Raw genomic sequence first — 16,870 nt, forward strand, 5'->3', positions numbered from 1 at the left:
ATTAAAGCTGTGTTGCTAAAACCCTCGACGTTCATGGTGCCAACATCTATACGAGATTATCCTGAGTGGCATCTTGGACGGCAAAATTATGCGTTGTGGTATTTAGAAATTAATAATCAAAAAACAGTTGATTATTTAGATGCCTTGCGCGCGCATTTTTCAGAATTCTTATTAGAACCTAATAGTCGTCAATATCATATCACGCTGTTTATATGTGGATTTTTAGATCACGAAACCAGAGTTTATAGTGATGACTTTAGTTTGAGTGAATTTGAGCAGCAAAGAGAAATCTTAAAAAAAGAAGATTTTGCTCCGTTTCATTTAAAAATTGGTTCAATCGATAGCTTTAGTAGTGCTCTATTTGTAGAAATAGCAGATACCGAAAATATCTTATTTCAGATACGCCAAAAGTTAGGTTTAGTTTCTAATGAAATTGCGGCTTTAGATTATTGCCCACACATCACTTTAGGGTTGTATAAAACAGACTATAGTAGTGATTTGATTTTACAAAAAATTTCTGAATTACCTGTACAATATAAACAGGCTGAATTTGACCTTAAAGTTGAGCATTTAACATTTGGTTATTATCAAGCTCAAATTTTACAAGGTAAGTTATATCCGTATCAGCATTTGTTTTTAGGTGATGCATGTTGCAACTGATTTTGGGTGGAGCTCGTTCCGGCAAAAGCCGACTGGCTGAACAAACGGCAATAGACAGGCAATTAGCTGTCACTTATGTTGCAACGGCGCAAGCGCAAGATTTTGAAATGCAAAGCCGAATAACACATCATCAAAATCAGCGTCCTTCTCATTGGTCTTTGGTTGAAGAACCTTTATATTTAGCAAAGATTCTGCAAAAAATTGATCGACCTAATCAAATTATTCTTGTGGATTGTTTAACACTTTGGCTAACCAATTTATTACTTTTAGAAGATCAAAATGTTCAACAACTTGAGTGTGAGCAACTATTAAAAGTTTTACCCACGCTTCAGTCAGAAATTATTTTAGTAAGTAATGAAACGGGTTTAGGCGTTGTGCCACTCGGTGAGATTAGTCGTCGATTTGTCGATGAAGCAGGCAGACTGCATCAGAGTTTAGGGCAAATTGCAGATAAGGTTGTGTTTTGTGTGGCTGGTTTTCCAATGATTTTAAAAGGTGAGAAATAAAATGAACTGGTGGTTACAATCTGTACAGCAACCTGATGTGGACGCAAAACAACAAGCTGAGCAACACCAGCTTCAACTGACCAAACCTACAGGTGCTTTAGGTGATCTAGAACTGATAGCAGTAAAACTTGCTAGTTTGCAATCAAATGCGCATCCACACATTACCCATCCATGGATTACAGTTTTTGCTGGCGATCATGGCGTGGTTGAAGAAAATATCTCTGCATATCCTCAAGCCGTTACCCGTCAAATGTTACAAAACTTCACGACTGGTGGTGCAGCAATTAGTGTTATTGCCAAATATCATCAAGCTCATTTACAAGTGATTGATTGCGGTACAGTTGGTGAAGCATATGAATATGCAGGGGTTGAACGTCATTGTGTTCGTGCCGGCACAGCAAATTTTGCTAAACAAGTTGCAATGAATGCAGATGAATGTCGTGCTGCTTTAGAGTTAGGTAAAAACAGTGTAGACACGGCCAAATCTAAAGGTGCAGATATTTATATTGCTGGTGAAATGGGTATAGGAAATACCTGTTCTGCTTCTGCCTTAGCATGTCTTTTATTAAATGATACTGCCGAGCAATTAACTGGATTTGGTACAGGAATTGGTGCAGATCAGTTAAGACATAAAATTGAAGTAATTGAAAAGGCAATTGAACTTCATCATAAACATGTTACTGGCGATGCGTTCAAAACACTGTGTGCAGTTGGTGGTTTGGAAATTGCGGCAATTACAGGTGCTTATATCCGCTGTGCGCAGGTGGGCTTACCTATCATTGTGGATGGTTTTATTAGTTCGGTCGCTGCTTTATGCGCAGTGCGGATGAACCCTAAAGTGCGTGACTGGATACTTTTTGGCCATCAATCGGCAGAATATGGACACCAGCGTATTTTACAAGAACTCAATGCTGAGCCGATTTTAAAAATGAATTTACGTTTAGGTGAAGGTAGTGGTGCTGGCGCTGCTTTGGCATTAGTTAAAATGGCATGTGTATTACACAACCAAATGGCTACCTTTGCTCAAGCTGCCGTAAGTGGGGATAAAATTGGGTAAATTTAGAATTGATTTACTTAGACATGGCGAAAGTCAATATAGCCATACTTTACGTGGCCATTTAGATGATGAGTTAACAGCAAAAGGTTGGCAGCAAATGCAGTCAACCATTGAGCAAGTGGCTAATCAGCCATGGGATGTCATTATAAGTTCATCATTAAAGCGTTGTGCTTGTTTTGCTGAGCAACTTGCGAAGACAACTCAGCTGCCTTTACTTCTAAATCATGACTTAAAAGAAATGTATTTTGGTGATTGGGAAGGCGTCTCAACTCAGCAAATTTATGAAACTTCACCCGAATTACTTGCAAATTTTTGGCAAAAACCGAGTCAATATTGTCCACCTCGCGCAGAAACATTAAACCAGTTTCAAATAAGGGTTCTTAAAGGTTTTCAAGATTTGCTGAAGCATATGCAAAAGCAAAACTTACAGCATGCTTTAGTTGTTACTCATGGCGGTGTGATTAAGCTATTGGCTTGTTTAGCCAGACAACAACCTCTAGATGACTTACTTAAAATGCCAGCAGAGCTTGGAAAATTATATTCACTCGAATTTTCTGAAACAGATGGACAGTTAACTTTTATATTTAGATAGTAGTTTTATATTTTTATACACTTGTAAGTTATTATTTTTATAAAGATATTTAAGTCTATGTAATAGAACTGTCATTGCTAAAAACTAAGCTATTGGCATTTCTTATTAATCACACATCTGGCTTATGAATATTTTATTTAAAACAACTATGCTCGCCGCATCACTATTACTCGTAGCCTGTAACGATAATGATGATCAAGAAGCTCAAGCTGTACCATCCACAAACCCATCAAAATATTATCAAACAAAAACACCTTACCAACCACAACAAGAAATAAAAAACTATGAACAAGCACCGAATGGATTCCAGCCAGTTTTTACAGAGTTAGTGGCGCGTCACGGTTCAAGAGGCCTCTCAAGTCTGAAATATGATTTGGCACTTTATAATTTATGGAAACAGGCAAAATCAGAAAATGCCTTAACACCATTAGGTGAGCAATTAGGTGCTGATTTAGAAGCCATGATGAAGGCAAATATCTTATTAGGTTATGGCGTGGAAGGGATCCGCCAGTATGGTTATGGGAATGAAACCATGACTGGTGTTTTAGAACACCGCGGCATTGCCGATCGCTTATTACAGCGCTTACCAACTCTTTTAAACTCGCAAGCATCTATTTTGGTACAAAGTTCTGGAGTGGATCGTGCGGTAGATAGTGCAAAATTCTTCACTGCTGAACTCATCAAACAACGACCGCCACTGAAAGATAAAATTGTTCCATTGTCTTATACCAATTTATCGAGTGAAAGCGTGCCAACTGTTGAAGATGGTGGCGTTGATCGTTTCAAACTCTATTTTCATAGTTTGAATGCAGACGAAGACTTAGCTCAACCCTTGAGTGCTAGCCAACAAAAAATTTATGATGCTAGTCAGGCCTATCAAGATTTTGAAGAAAATAATAAAGATTTAGCACAAAAGTTAGATGAGTTGTCGAAAAATACCGAGGCTGAAAAAACAGCTCAAACAGTGCTCAGTCCGATTTTTAAAGCAGACTTTATTAAAAAACTTGGTACAACAGGTTATAGTTTTAGCAACACTGGATCTTTTACTGTCACTTCACCTAAAGGTGAGCAAATTACAGAAAAAGGTAAGGGCAAAAATACGATTGCTAGTGCAGTAGATGCAGCAGCTTATATTTATGAGCTCTATTCAATTTCGGGCGGCATGAAAGATGAGTTAAAAGGTATTGATTTTGATAAATATATGCCTTTGGACGCTGCAAAATTTTATGCTGAATTTAATGATGCGAATGATTTTTATGAAAAAGGCCCAAGTTTCACAGAGTCAAATCAAGTCACAAGTGAAATTGCCCAAGGACTCAAACAGGACTTGTTCCAACAAGTTGATGCGGTTGTAAATAAAGCTCAACCATACAAAGCAGTTTTACGTTTTGCCCATGCTGAAATTATTATTCCTCTAGCAACCAGTCTAGATTTACATAATATGATGCAGCCTTTACCACTACATCAGACTTATAATTACTCAACTAGCGCATGGCGTGGTGAAATAGTTTCACCTATGGCTGCAAATGTGCAGTGGGATATTTATCAAAATAGCCAAGGCTCTACTTTGGTTAAAATGCTTTATAACGAAAAAGAAACTTTGTTTAAATCTGCATGTAACTATGCACGTTACACACCAACCAGTTTTTACTATGACTACATCAAATTGAAACAGTGTTATCAAATGCAATAGATTTTCAGTTTTTTGGAGTCTTTAATGGGAATAGGGATTGCTATTCCCATTTTTATTTCTTCATAATCCAATTTGCTTTAAAATATAGATCAGTTAGAGACTTGGATATGACACCTTTTTGGATTGCATTGCAATTTTTAACTGTTCTGCCTATTGAGTTAAAGACTATACCAACGGCGCAACAAAATGGTCGAGCTATTTTGTTTTATCCTCTAGTCGGTCTGATTATTGGCGGCATACTTTTTATTGTTGCCTGTCTTTTTGCCAAATTACCCGTTTTTTTGCTTGCAACTATCATAATCACTTTATGGATTTGGCTGACAGGGGGATTACATCTAGACGGTCTAGCGGATACTGCAGATGCGTGGGTAGGCGGTTTTGGTGACAAGCTGCGTACTTTACAAATCATGAAGGATCCAAGTTGTGGCCCAATTGGAGTTCTCAGCTTAGTTATCATATGTTTGCTCAAATTTGCATTGGTTTATGTATTGATTGAACAGCATCAAACGTTATTTTTAGTCTTTGTTCCTATCCTTGGGCGTGTGGTGCCATCTATTTTATTCTTAACTACACCATATGTACGTGAAAAAGGTTTAGGGCGTTCTTTGACAGATCACTTATCTAAAACAACTTCATGGATAATCACTGGGTTCGTTCTACTATTACCTTTGTATTGGGAATGGCAAGGGCTCATCGCCGTTATTGGCTTTTTAATCAGTCTGATTTATTTAAGACATCTGTTTATTAAAAGAATTGGTGGTATTACGGGGGATACCGTCGGTGCAGCGATTGAACTAAGTGAAACCGTGCTGCTTTTTGCTTTTGTTTCGAGTTATTTTTATTTAGTTTAATTTTGAGTTTCATCCAAAAATAAAAAAGCCCTCAAAAAATGAGGGCTTAATTTTCAATCTTAAAAAGATGAATTAGCGGTTTGGTAAAACATCTTTTAAAGCTTCATGCATTTCAAGCAATGTCTTTTCAGTAGTTTCCCAGTCGATACAACCATCAGTTACTGATTTGCCATATTCTAAATCACAAAGATTGTCAGGAATATCTTGGCGTCCACCTTTTAAATGACTCTCAACCATAATACCTACGATTGACTTATTACCATCTAAAATTTGTTCAGTAATATTTTTAAGAACAAGCGGTTGTAAATACGGGTCTTTATTTGAGTTAGCATGGCTCGCATCAATCATGATTTTGTTGCTCACTTTAGCTTTTGCTAAAGCATTTTCTGCTTCCGCAACAGAGCCTGCGTCATAGTTCGGTTTGCCATTACCACCACGTAATACAACGTGTGCATAAGGGTTACCATTTGTATTAATAATTGAAACTTGGCCATCTTCATTTAGGCCTAAGAAACTATGGCCATATTTAACAGATTGCATCGCATTGGTTGCAACAGTTAAGCCACCGTCTGTACCATTTTTAAAACCAACTGGTGAAGATAAGCCAGAAGACATTTCACGGTGAGTTTGACTTTCGGTTGTACGTGCGCCAATTGCAGACCATGAAATTAAGTCTTGGTAGTACTGTGGAGAGTTAGGATCGAGTGCTTCAGTTGCACATGGCAAACCTTTTTCATTTAACTCAAGCAAGAGTTTACGACCAATACGTAAACCTTTTTCGATGTTAAATGAGTCGTTCATATCTGGGTCATTGATTAGGCCTTTCCAACCAATTGTTGTACGTGGTTTTTCAAAATAAACACGCATAACTAGATATAGGGTATCTTTAACCTTTTCGCTTAGCGCTTTTAAGCGATCAGCATATTCGTGAGCAGCTTTTGGGTCGTGAATAGAGCAAGGACCAATAACAACAAACAAACGTTTATCTGAACCATCTAAAATATTACGAATAGTTTCGCGGCCTTTTAGAACAGTTTGCGAAGCAACATCAGATAAAGGAAGTTCTGACTTAAGCTCATTTGGTGTTACAAGAGTTTGAATGCTTTTAATATTAACGTCGTCGATATCTGGCTTTGAAACGGAATTTGAATGTGTAGTCATTGCTGTCACTGGTTCGATCATACTAAAGGTTGTTTTGTGTACTGAATATACCATGAAATAATTATGAAAATACTACATCTCATGGTATTTCAGATTGGAAAAATCCTATTGATTTTACTATCTTTCAGTCGAGTTGCCTGTTTTTTCGGCAACTACTGCTTGTTGTTGTACCACAGGTGCTTTCGGTTTTGCTTTGACTGGATGAACCATAAAGTTAACACCGAGGGCAAATAGGGTAATCCCTAGAATTTTTCGGATTAAACGTTCAGGCATACGAGAGCTAATTAATGTTCCAATAATAATTGCTGGAATTGAACCCACCAATAACCACATCAGAAGTGTAAAGTCGACGTTACCAGCACTCATGTGTCCGAGGCCAGCCACTAAGGTAAGCAATACTGCATGTACAACATCCGACCCGATAATTCGGATCATTGGCAAGTTCGGGAACATAATCACAAGTGCCATGATCCCAAATGCACCCGCACCAACTGATGAAAGTGTTACGAATACACCTAAAATGATGCCCATAATCACGATAAAGCTACGTTTCTTATGGATTGCCAACTGCTCATTTTCAGTTTGAGTGACTTCTTTGCTTCTGAATTTATTAAAAAATTTCTCAATACGCGTACGGAAAATGATGGAAACACCAGTTAAGGTCAACATAAAGCCTAATACCATGGTGAGTACAGCTTTATAGTGTGTTGACTGGCTTAAATAATGCTCAAGTACCCATGAAGTAATGAAAGATGCAGGGATACTCCCTACTGCTAGCCATAAAACAATTGGCCAAACAATATTGAGCTTTCGAGCGTGAACCATTGATCCACAAAATTTTGAGATTGCAGCATAAAGTAAATCGGTACCAATTGCGATATGAGGTTCAATTCTAAAAAGGCTAATTAAAATTGGTGTCATTAATGATCCACCACCAACTCCTGTAATCCCTACACAGAAACCAACTAACATACCCGCTAAGATAAATTCAAAAGCACCAGACATCTTTATCGCCACTTATCACGAAACGCAGATATCTTATTCCTTTTAGAGATAAACAGTTGTCATGAATAATGATTTACTTATGCAAAAAAAAGCTAAGCAACGAAAATTTTGCTTAGCTTGTACTATTTTTCATCATTTTTTAAAGAAAATGATTATTTTGATGACTTTAGTGGGTTAATTAAAAGTATAAGAATAAAAGTTAATGGCGTTGCAAAGATCCACCAACTGACAAAACCAATTGAAAATTTATATTGTTGAATAAGAATAAATGCGCATAAACCAAATAGCATGAATGCAGCTATTTTAAAGTGCCGGTAATATTTTTGAGCTAACGATTTGAAATGACCTGTTGATTTCGGCGATCGATATTTCTCGCTCGCCATAAACAACATATACATCCCTAATAAAATTAAGATGAAAGCTATAAGAATCATGAGCTCACCTCAGTATTTAATTTATTCAGTTTTTTTTGAATTTTTTCTATGGCTTTATGCTGGATAGGTTGAATTTTGCAAAATATAAAAATGGCTAAAGCTGCAAATAGCCACAAAAATACATCTACACGTGCAAAGATCCAATAATCACTGAGGCTTTGAACATACTCATGTTTAAGTAAATAAATTAGATTTAAGATTGGAAGTGCAAGACACAGCATAATAAAAACGCTAAGTTGAGTTCGCCACAAATGCTGCTTTTTAGTGATTAATGCAATGATTAAGCTGATTAACCAAACCAAGAAAAAGCTATAAATTTCATAATTGATCGTGGTTGAAGTGACTGTAAACAATCGATTGGCGCTTAAATAGGCGACAGTTGCACAAGGTAAGCCAACAAACGCTGCAACATTTAAACGGTCAACTAAATAGTGCCCGAAATGAAACTGACTACTTTTATTTTGAATTTGTCGTTTAAGACTCCAAAGTAACAAACCAGAGGCAATCATTACACAGCCTAAAATGCCTGAGAAAAAGAATCCTAAACGAAGTAAAGGCTGAGCAAATGTTGCCATGTGCAGGCCATAAACACCCGCATTCAATGTTGCAATAGGGCTATTATTACGTGTATCTGCCAAGACTTTGCCAGTTGAAGCATTTAATGTAATTTGAGGCTGATTTCGAGTAATAGTGCGGTCTTCTTTTTGAATAAATGTAATTTGAGCTTGATTGGTATTTGGATTTTTTACACTCATTGTTGATAAAGGTTGGTTGCCCCAACTTTGTTGAACTTGGCTCAATAACTTCTCAATCGCTAAGTTTTGAGCAGGGTGAATCGATTGATTCTCAAGTCCGGTCTTTGTACGAATTTCAGTAAAATATTGATAAGGGTTTTCAGGGTAAAGTTTTTGCATTCCCCAAGGCAAATATAAATAAAAGAAAATAGCTAAGCCTGTAAATGTAATGGTTAAAAAGAAGGGCAGAGCAACGACTGAAGAAATATTATGAAAGTCTAGCCATGAACGCTGAGACTTAAATGTACGTAAAGTAAAAAAGTCAGTGAATATTTTTTTATGGGTAATAATGCCTGAAACCAAAGCAATCAGCATAATAAATGCAGCAAGACATACGACTAATCGCCCAACCATTATTGGAATGCCAAAAAGTTGGTAATGGAAGCGGTAAAAAAAATCTCCGCCTAGGGTTGCCGAAAGTTGGAGTTCTTTTCCCGTGTTAGCATCAAGTGTGGCATTACCATAACCGCCGTCAGCTTTTTCCCAATACATAGTGTTGACGGGACTTTCTGGTGTAGCAACTGTTAAATACCAAGATTTGGCATCTGGAGCGTTTTCTTGTAAATATTGATATGCTGTTTTAATAGCAATATCTTGCTTTACTTCATATTGTGCAAGTGCAGGCTGCATCCATAAATTAATTTCGTGGCGGTAATAAGATAGGCTACCCATTAAGAAAATGGCAAATACGAGCCACCCAAAAATTAAGCCAGTCCATGAGTGTAGCCATGCCATAGATTGACGTATACCTTTATGCATAACCCACCGTCCGTGTCACAATAAAGAAAAGGGCAAATAGTGCGATTGATAAAATGGTCAGTCGCACTAATGATTGAACGCAGAAACCAACAATTACAAAGACTACGTAAAATAAAATCGCTATAAATGCTGAAAGATAGATAGCCTCAGCTTTGTCCAGATTCAAAAGGAAAATTCCAGTGAGTCCAAGACTTAAATACGCCATACAGGCAAAGCCCATACCGAAAACTAGCAAGAATCGATAGAAAACTTTTATACGATATGACATAGGGAGATTTACAGTTTTGGACATCTTTACTGACACATAAACAAAGAATAATAAGTAAAGCCAATCCCTAAATTGGGATTGGCTACGGTATTAATATTTAAACTTTACAGCAACTGTATAGTTGGCTGGAGCGCCATAAAAAGCTTGCCCATCGGGGAAACTATTTAAATATTTCTTGTCAAAAATATTATTACCATTTGCTTGAAGCGTAATATGATCATTGACTTCATAGCTTGCCATTAAATTGACTAAAGCATATGCATCTTGTTTGATCGTACTGTTTACATTTGAATCATATAACTTTATCCCATCTTGCCATTGTAAACCTGCACCAACTTTCAGCTTAGGTAAAACTGGCGGAGTATAGGTGGTTAGCAAGTTAAGTGTCTGGTTTGGATTGTAGGTTCTTGCCTCGCCACCATTTTTAGTATCTTTAATACTAAATTGAGCATAACCGAAAGAAAGATTTACGTTATCAGTAATTTGACCTGATAGACCGACCTCTACACCTTGTGACTCTAAATCACTCGTTGGTACTTTTCGATTAAGTGGATTTCCATCAGAGCTGCGTAGTGGGTAATTATTTTGTTCAGTTTTAAATACTGAAAGTGTTCCTGTTAAACGGTCATCTAGCCATGAACTTTTTACGCCCATTTCATAGCTTTTACCATCAATAGGTTTTAAAGCTTGATTGGTATCTTTATCAATACCAGTTTGAGGACGGAAAATTGAGGTGTAACTCATATAACCTGTATATTCAGGTGTAAAGTTATAAGTTAGTCCAACATATGGTGAGACTTTACTTTCACTATATGACATTGGTGAACCATAACTTTCACCTTTACTTTCAGCTTGGACATAGTTTGCACCAAGTAAAAGTTTTAAATCTTCATTAAGATGTAAGCGTGTCGCAGCATAGATGGAATTAATATTCTGCTTATAGTTTGCAGCTTCTGTGAAATCTGACCAAGTTATAGATTGTGGTGTCCAACTTGACCAATAGGTAGTGGTTGATTTTATAATGTTACTATCGTTAATCGTTCCTGTAGATTGTTTATCTTGCTGATGACTACGTACATAGCTGTAGCCTAAAGATGCCTCATGTTCTCGATTGAAAAGTTTATATGTTCCTTCGAGATTAAAATCGACAGCATGTTTTTCTTGGTGCTCTTGACCGCCCCAAGGGGTTAGAGAAACGCCTGATCCATCAGCTTTTGGATAACCATAATAATAAAGAAGACGACTATTATGCTTGGTATCAAGATAGTTATAAGTCAGTTTAGCCGTCCATAGATCATTAATTTTTTGTTTTAATTCAACAAAAGCATTTTGTGTCTCATTATCCCAGTGCGCCCAGTCAGGGTTTGGATTATATGAGCGATCATATGAAATTTGTTTACCATTGGCATCTAATAAAGGCAGAGAACCCCAGTTATTTGCATTAGGTTTATTCTGTTCTTGGCTATAACCTGCAGTAAGTAAAGTACTATCTGTCAAATCAGCTTCAATAATACCTGCGAAACCATTTTTCTCAGAAGAATACCGATCAAGGTAAGAATCACCAGTTTGTTCATAGCCCATAATACGGCCACGTACTTTTCCACTCGGTATAATTGCGCCAGAAACATCAGCTTCATAACGCTGCGTATCCCAAGAGCCATAACTTACGCCACCACTTGCTTGGAATTCTTGAGTCGGGCGTTTTCGAATATTATTAATTGTAGCGCTTGGATCACCAAATGCATTAGTTAAAGAGTCAGCTCCTTTAACCACTTCTACACGATCATAGAAATAAGTATCAGGATTCGTATTGTTATAGTTATAACCTGAGAGGGGAAAACCCACGCCGTCAGTTAATATATTTGAAATCTCAAAGCCACGAGCCATATAGGTAGTTCGCTCAGTTTCTTGATTAGATACTGTTACACCAGGGGTGTTTTTTAAAACATCGCGAGTACTAGTAAGACCAAAATCTTCTATTTGCTGACGAGTAACGACGTTAATGGTTTGAGGAGTTTCTTTAGCCTCAATATTAAGCTTGGTTGCACTACTCGAATTTTTAACATTATATGCTTTAGTTTGTTCAGAAGACTGTTCAGCATTTGATGCTTTAATTTGAATCGTCTGTAAAGCTTGTACCTGTGCATCTTGGGCATAGGTGAGGTTTGCATAACAAATCGCGCAGGCGATTACGGAAAGCTTAAATGGTCGAGGTGGGATATTCATAAGATTAAAGATAATGTAAATAATTCTCATTTATTTTATTGTTTGTAAATGTAAGCTACAATTCAAATTGCATTGTTAATTTAGATTAAAAGATGGTGAATGAGTGTAATTTTAGATAGCTTGTGCTGTGGCCTCTCTTGGTAAGTACATATAGATCAAGTTCAAGATTGATAAACCTCTATGCTAGAATGCATTATTTCAAATTCTTGGGTAAATCACCTTGGCAAACCGAAAACTTAAAATAGGTATTGTAGTTGGGGAAGTTTCTGGAGATACGCTTGGTGTGAAACTTATGCGTAGTTTTCGAGAACAGGGAATCGATGCTGAATTTGAGGGAATCGGTGGTCCTCAAATGATTGCTGAAGGTTTTAACAGTTATTACCCAATGGGAACTCTATCTGTGATGGGGATTGTTGAGGTCTTAAAAGATTTAAAAAAATTATTCGCCGTGCGTGATGGTCTAATCAATCAATGGACTCAACATCCGGTTGATATTTTTATTGGTATTGATGCACCAGATTTTAATCTCAGACTTTCTAAAAGTATTAAAGAAAAGAATCTTCCAATAAAAACAGTTCAATATGTGAGCCCATCAGTTTGGGCGTGGCGCCAAGGGCGTGTTCATGGCATCAAACAAAGTATAGATTTAGTACTTTGCTTATTTCCTTTTGAAAAAGTTTTTTATGAACAATATGAAGTTCCAGCAGCATTTGTCGGACATCCGCTAGCTAAACAATTGCCACTTGAGAATCCAATTCAAATTGCCAAACAGCAATTGGGTATTGATGAAAATCAGAAGCATATTGCCTTGTTACCTGGTAGCCGCAAAGGTGAAGTAGAGCGTCTTCTTCCTATGTTACTGGGGGCTGCCAATATTTTGCATACCAAACATCCAGACATTCAATTTTTAATTCCGGCAATTAATGATGCTCGTAAACAACAGATTGAGCAGGGTGTTGAACAATTAGCGCCTCAATTAAAAGCAAAAATTCATATTTTAGAAAATACGGATAATGAATCGAAAATTGGTCGTATGGTCATGAATGCGAGTGACGTTATTGCTTTAGCTTCTGGAACAGCGACATTAGAAGCCATGCTCATGCATCGCCCAATGGTCACATTCTATAAATTGCATTGGTTAACTTATTTAATTGCTAAATTCTTGGTGAAAATTCCTTATTACTCTTTGCCTAATATTATTGCGGGTAAAAAAGTAATTGAAGAGCTAATTCAAGCTGATGCCACACCTGAAAATTTAGCAGCTGAAATAGAAAAATTGATGAATATAGAAACCGCTCAAATTCAAGTGATGCAACATTTAACTATGCATAAACAGCTTATTTCTGGAAATACAGAAGACCCAGTCCAAACAATCCTAAAAGTACTTGAAAAGTAAAAAAAAGCCCCATTTTTAGGGGCTTTTTAAATGTACTCAGGCACGTACAATCAGCTCGTAACCAGTATATTTACGAATGTTGATAACACCAATATCAAAAATTAAATATTGGCCTTTAATACCTTGTAATACACCGCGAATTTTTGGTGTTTTATCTAAGTTTAGAGACTTAATTTTTTCAGGATATTGTTCAACTGGGTATACAAACTCACGTGGCAATTCATTTTCTAGTAGTTCAACCGTTTCGTTAAATTCAAGGTTTTGACTAAATTCTTCACGAATAGTTTGAATTTTAGGGGCGAACTCTTCGATTAATTGATCACGTTGTTCAACCATATTTAAAGGTTCAGCTTCACCCTTGAGGAGTTTGCGCCAATCTGTTTTATCAGCAATTAAAGAACCAAACATGGTTTCAAGCTGACCAGATAAACGGCGCGATCCAACTTTTAAAATAGGTAAGGCTTGAGTTGCACCTTGATCTAACCAACGACCTGGCATATGACTAACACGAGTAATACCCACTTTTAAAGCACTAGAGTTTGCCAAATATACAATATGTGGTTGGAAACAAACGCTATGGGCAAAGTCATCTTCACGACATGTACCTAAATGATAGTGACATGTTTCAGGTTTCATAATACACAAGTCACATTCCGCTTTAGTTTTAAAACATTTAAAGCAGTGACCTTGAGAATAAGACTTCGGTGTTTTAGTGCCACAAGAAGTGCAATAAATATTACCTGTCCATTCGATTTCTAGTTCTTGTCCTAAATTAAAAGGAAGATCAATTTCTGAACGGTCTAATACAAATTTGTATTCAACATTTGCCTTGGTTGTCTGTTGATCAGTTACACTAGCATCTTTTAGGCCTGCATGCATTTTATGGCAAATGCCTTGTAGTTCCATAAAGTTTAAACTCACATCTTTCAATTAAGGGTTGCAGTTATGGCTGAACAAAATGTCATCACTTCTATGCTAGACGATTTATCAAACGAACAGCCCATTCATACTGCACTTTGTATTGGCCAGAAAATTGACCAGAATAACGCAATTCAATGGCACTATTTTACCGTAACTGAGCTTTTAAGTCTGCCTTTTACTCAGCGTTATGACTTGGGTTTTGTATTGTTTGATACTGATGAAATGCAAAACATCAGCGATGTACAAAAATCACAATTATTAGTAAAGCTAAGAGATTTATTAGCGAAACGAATTGTAGTGGTAAGTAAACGCAGTGATGAGCAGTTATTACGTTCTTTAGGTTTTACTCAACTTATTGATAAAACTTCACATGATAGTGATTTTGCTTTATGGCAATTTAATATATTGACTTATAAACATGTTCCAGACTGGTTTAATTCAAAGTTCTGGGCGAACCCGGAAAACTGGAATAAATTCCGCTGGTAAAAGGGCCCTAAATCTCTTTCAAAATTTAACAATTTGGTTTTTGCTGTCTTAACAAGAATCCGCGTATGCTCATGTATAAACCATACATAAGAGTTACACATGACTAATTTAAGCAATATTGTAGAAGTTTTGGCTAAGCAGGCTTTAGGTGGGAATCAGCAAGCATCAGGTCAAGGTGGTTTAGGTGGAATTTTAGGTTCAGTACTAGGACAAATGGGGGGCAATACTTCTTCGGGCGCACAAGGTGGTCTTGGAGGCGTACTAGGTTCTGTATTAGGTCAAGTGACGGGCAATAACAATACACCTCAAACAGGTGGCGGCGTACAAAGTTTATTAATTGCAGTTGTGCCTTTAATTTTAGGTTGGGTACAGCAACAAGGTGGTTTACAAGCTGCATTAGAAAAGTTAAAAGGGGCTGGTTTAGGAAGTCAGGTTCAAAGTTGGGTTGATCCAAATCAAAGTAATAGCGAAGTTCCTACCCAACAGTTACAGAGCCTATTTAATCCGTCTGACATTGAACAAGTTGCCGAGCAAGCTCAAGCGCCCAAAGAACAAGTTTATGGTGCAATCGCATCGGTCTTACCTCAGGTCATTGACTCTTTAACACCTCAAGGTGACAGTACTAATCATCAAGAAGCAAACCAAGATATTCAAAATGTCATGAATCTTGTAAGTGGTTTTTTAAAATAAGATATAAATCTTAAAAAAGCCGATAAGTTTTATATCGGCTTTTTTTACTCAGGACAAAAAATAAAAGGGCATAAGCCCTTTTATTTTAGATCTGAATCAAACATAACTGATTAGAAGTTATATTCGATACCAGTACCTACAACAGTTTGTTTGTCGTCTTCTTTAATCCAGTCGCGTTTTTGTTGAGCAACGATACCGTAGAAGCGAGCTTGTTTGTTGATTTGGTAGTCAAGACCTAAACCGTACAAGTCGATTTTACGATCTGATTGACCACTTACTTGTGTTTCAGCTGAAGCATATTCTGCTTTCACTTTAAGTTTAGTGTTAGGAATTTTATAAGCAGCTGTTACTGCATATGCTTCTTCTTCTAAACCACGGTAAGCTTTGCCAGCTTTATCGATTGAACCATCTGATTTATATGATTGACCATATGCAGTCAAGTCATCAGTAGGTTCAGCGTGTTGCCATAAAGCACCTACAACAAAACCAGATTTAGCAATATCATAAGAACCAGTTACACGGTAAGCATCGGTATAAACATCTTTTAGACCGTAAGCTGCATATTTACCTTTAATACCAAAGTCACCAGCAGCAGCAATTGCTAAACCGATATCTTTGTTTTCGTAACCAAGCGAAGTTGATACAGAGTCAAAGCTATCATTTTTGCTGTCTTTACCAGTTTCACCTTGTTTGCTATCAGAGGTGCTTTCACCAGTTTGAGCCATAATATTGAATGTTAAACCAGCTAATAATTTAGGGTCTAATTCAAAACCGATCACGTTGTCTAAACGGTTTTCACCGTACATGATATTAGTAATATCTAAACGTGTATCGTCATTAAAGATGTCTTGGTTACCACCAGCAGCTGTTTTGAAGTAAGAATCATACTTACCTACTTTTAATGTACCAACACCTTCAGTTTTTAAACCGATAAAACGGTTACGAGCACTAAGGTCAGTATCAGAACCTGAACCATCAGTAGAAATTGCCCATTCAGCTAAATAAACAGCAGATAACTTATCAGTTAATTTCTCTTCGCCTTTAACCCCAATACGAGAAGAGTTTGAGTTAACTTCGGTAACGTCACTTTTACCATCGAAATTTTTATTATCAACTTGGTTAATAGAAACATTTAGTTTGCCATACAAAGTTGGCGCTGCTTGCACCGCGTTTACGCTCAAAGTTGCAACTGCGGCAGCGAGTAGCAATTTCTTCATTGAGATTTCTCCAAAAGGTATTTAAAAATGGCGTATGCCTAGCTAACTATTTATTTTGTAGTTGACTTATGTACAAAAAGTTACAAAAGCTCACCAACTTGCTAAGCAGTATCGGCAAATTTTGTGACAGAGAAGTGAAGAATAAATGACAGTT

At 36.9% G+C, this 16,870-nt stretch carries 18 protein-coding genes; 10 read left to right on the forward strand and 8 right to left on the reverse strand.

The window, feature by feature from the left end:
• Window positions 1-33 precede the first annotated feature (33 nt).
• The 6 genes from RMA94_RS12985 to RMA94_RS13010 all read left to right on the forward strand — a co-directional run bounded on the left by RMA94_RS12985 (window position 34) and on the right by RMA94_RS13010 (window position 5,359).
• On the forward strand, window positions 34-660 hold the full coding sequence (locus tag RMA94_RS12985) for a 2'-5' RNA ligase family protein (RefSeq protein ID WP_086398973.1): 627 nt from the start codon (window positions 34-36) through the stop codon (window positions 658-660).
• Window positions 648-1,166: a bifunctional adenosylcobinamide kinase/adenosylcobinamide-phosphate guanylyltransferase gene (cobU, locus tag RMA94_RS12990; RefSeq protein WP_075382912.1), complete on the forward strand. Its 519-nt coding sequence runs from the start codon at window positions 648-650 to the stop codon at window positions 1,164-1,166. The genes RMA94_RS12985 and cobU overlap by 13 nt, the downstream gene beginning before the upstream one ends.
• A gap of 1 nt (window position 1,167) precedes the next feature.
• Complete coding sequence (gene cobT, locus RMA94_RS12995) at window positions 1,168-2,223, forward strand: nicotinate-nucleotide--dimethylbenzimidazole phosphoribosyltransferase (RefSeq protein ID WP_311083276.1); 1,056 nt, start codon at window positions 1,168-1,170, stop codon at window positions 2,221-2,223.
• The gene (locus tag RMA94_RS13000; RefSeq protein WP_311083278.1) at window positions 2,216-2,815 is read left to right on the forward strand and encodes a histidine phosphatase family protein; all 600 of its coding nucleotides are present in this window, start codon (window positions 2,216-2,218) and stop codon (window positions 2,813-2,815) included. Before cobT ends, RMA94_RS13000 begins: the two co-directional genes overlap by 8 nt.
• Before the next feature lie 124 nt (window positions 2,816-2,939).
• Window positions 2,940-4,508, forward strand: coding sequence for a histidine-type phosphatase (locus RMA94_RS13005; protein ID WP_311083280.1), 1,569 nt, complete (start codon window positions 2,940-2,942; stop codon window positions 4,506-4,508).
• Window positions 4,509-4,615: 107 nt separating this feature from the next.
• Window positions 4,616-5,359 carry an adenosylcobinamide-GDP ribazoletransferase gene (locus RMA94_RS13010; protein WP_311083281.1) on the forward strand — a complete coding sequence of 248 codons (744 nt, stop codon included), beginning with the start codon at window positions 4,616-4,618 and terminating at the stop codon, window positions 5,357-5,359.
• Window positions 5,360-5,431: 72 nt separating this feature from the next.
• Here the strand turns inward: RMA94_RS13010 and RMA94_RS13015 are convergent, their stop codons facing one another.
• Both RMA94_RS13015 and RMA94_RS13020 read right to left on the reverse strand, forming a co-directional pair.
• Window positions 5,432-6,541: a 3-deoxy-7-phosphoheptulonate synthase gene (locus tag RMA94_RS13015; RefSeq protein ID WP_017482234.1), complete on the reverse strand. Its 1,110-nt coding sequence runs from the start codon at window positions 6,539-6,541 to the stop codon at window positions 5,432-5,434.
• Window positions 6,542-6,637: 96 nt separating this feature from the next.
• Window positions 6,638-7,525, reverse strand: a complete 888-nt coding sequence (locus RMA94_RS13020; protein ID WP_014206645.1) for a sulfite exporter TauE/SafE family protein — start codon at window positions 7,523-7,525, stop codon at window positions 6,638-6,640.
• A 61-nt stretch (window positions 7,526-7,586) separates the two neighbouring features.
• Between RMA94_RS13020 and RMA94_RS13025 the strand changes: the two genes are divergently transcribed.
• Window positions 7,587-7,703 (forward strand): hypothetical protein, encoded by a 117-nt coding sequence (locus RMA94_RS13025; protein ID WP_002122212.1) that lies wholly within the window; start codon window positions 7,587-7,589, stop codon window positions 7,701-7,703.
• Here the strand turns inward: RMA94_RS13025 and RMA94_RS13030 are convergent.
• The 4 genes from RMA94_RS13030 to RMA94_RS13045 form a co-directional block, all read right to left on the reverse strand.
• Window positions 7,678-7,959 carry a DUF1634 domain-containing protein gene (locus RMA94_RS13030; RefSeq protein WP_161282125.1) on the reverse strand — a complete coding sequence of 94 codons (282 nt, stop codon included), beginning with the start codon at window positions 7,957-7,959 and terminating at the stop codon, window positions 7,678-7,680. The two genes, RMA94_RS13025 and RMA94_RS13030, sit on opposite strands and share 26 nt — an antisense overlap.
• Window positions 7,956-9,512, reverse strand: coding sequence for a PepSY-associated TM helix domain-containing protein (locus tag RMA94_RS13035; protein WP_311083285.1), 1,557 nt, complete (start codon window positions 9,510-9,512; stop codon window positions 7,956-7,958). The genes RMA94_RS13030 and RMA94_RS13035 overlap by 4 nt, the downstream gene beginning before the upstream one ends.
• Window positions 9,505-9,804, reverse strand: a complete 300-nt coding sequence (locus RMA94_RS13040; RefSeq protein ID WP_311083287.1) for a hypothetical protein — start codon at window positions 9,802-9,804, stop codon at window positions 9,505-9,507. The genes RMA94_RS13035 and RMA94_RS13040 overlap by 8 nt, the downstream gene beginning before the upstream one ends.
• 66 nt (window positions 9,805-9,870) lie before the next feature.
• A complete protein-coding gene (locus RMA94_RS13045) occupies window positions 9,871-12,006 on the reverse strand; it encodes a TonB-dependent siderophore receptor (RefSeq protein ID WP_311083289.1) in 2,136 nt (711 codons plus the stop codon).
• A gap of 220 nt (window positions 12,007-12,226) precedes the next feature.
• Here RMA94_RS13045 and lpxB point away from each other — a divergent pair, with 220 nt between their 5' ends.
• Window positions 12,227-13,402, forward strand: a complete 1,176-nt coding sequence (gene lpxB, locus RMA94_RS13050) for a lipid-A-disaccharide synthase (RefSeq protein ID WP_311083291.1) — start codon at window positions 12,227-12,229, stop codon at window positions 13,400-13,402.
• A 36-nt stretch (window positions 13,403-13,438) separates the two neighbouring features.
• On the opposite strand, the gene RMA94_RS13055 is transcribed toward lpxB, so the two are convergent.
• On the reverse strand, window positions 13,439-14,308 hold the full coding sequence (locus RMA94_RS13055; protein WP_004708933.1) for a DUF2797 domain-containing protein: 870 nt from the start codon (window positions 14,306-14,308) through the stop codon (window positions 13,439-13,441).
• 39 nt (window positions 14,309-14,347) lie between these two features.
• Between RMA94_RS13055 and RMA94_RS13060 the strand changes: the two genes are divergently transcribed.
• Window positions 14,348-14,809 carry a DUF6231 family protein gene (locus RMA94_RS13060; protein ID WP_005069394.1) on the forward strand — a complete coding sequence of 154 codons (462 nt, stop codon included), beginning with the start codon at window positions 14,348-14,350 and terminating at the stop codon, window positions 14,807-14,809.
• A gap of 99 nt (window positions 14,810-14,908) precedes the next feature.
• Window positions 14,909-15,499: a YidB family protein gene (locus tag RMA94_RS13065; protein ID WP_130172715.1), complete on the forward strand. Its 591-nt coding sequence runs from the start codon at window positions 14,909-14,911 to the stop codon at window positions 15,497-15,499.
• Between the two features lie 110 nt (window positions 15,500-15,609).
• Here RMA94_RS13065 and RMA94_RS13070 read toward each other — a convergent pair whose 3' ends face one another.
• The gene (locus tag RMA94_RS13070; RefSeq protein ID WP_068611319.1) at window positions 15,610-16,716 is read right to left on the reverse strand and encodes a porin; all 1,107 of its coding nucleotides are present in this window, start codon (window positions 16,714-16,716) and stop codon (window positions 15,610-15,612) included.
• Between the last annotated feature and the right edge of the window lie 154 nt (window positions 16,717-16,870).

Source organism: Acinetobacter sp. V115_6 (assembly GCF_031799025.1).
In the GTDB taxonomy this organism is placed as follows: domain Bacteria; phylum Pseudomonadota; class Gammaproteobacteria; order Pseudomonadales; family Moraxellaceae; genus Acinetobacter; species Acinetobacter pittii.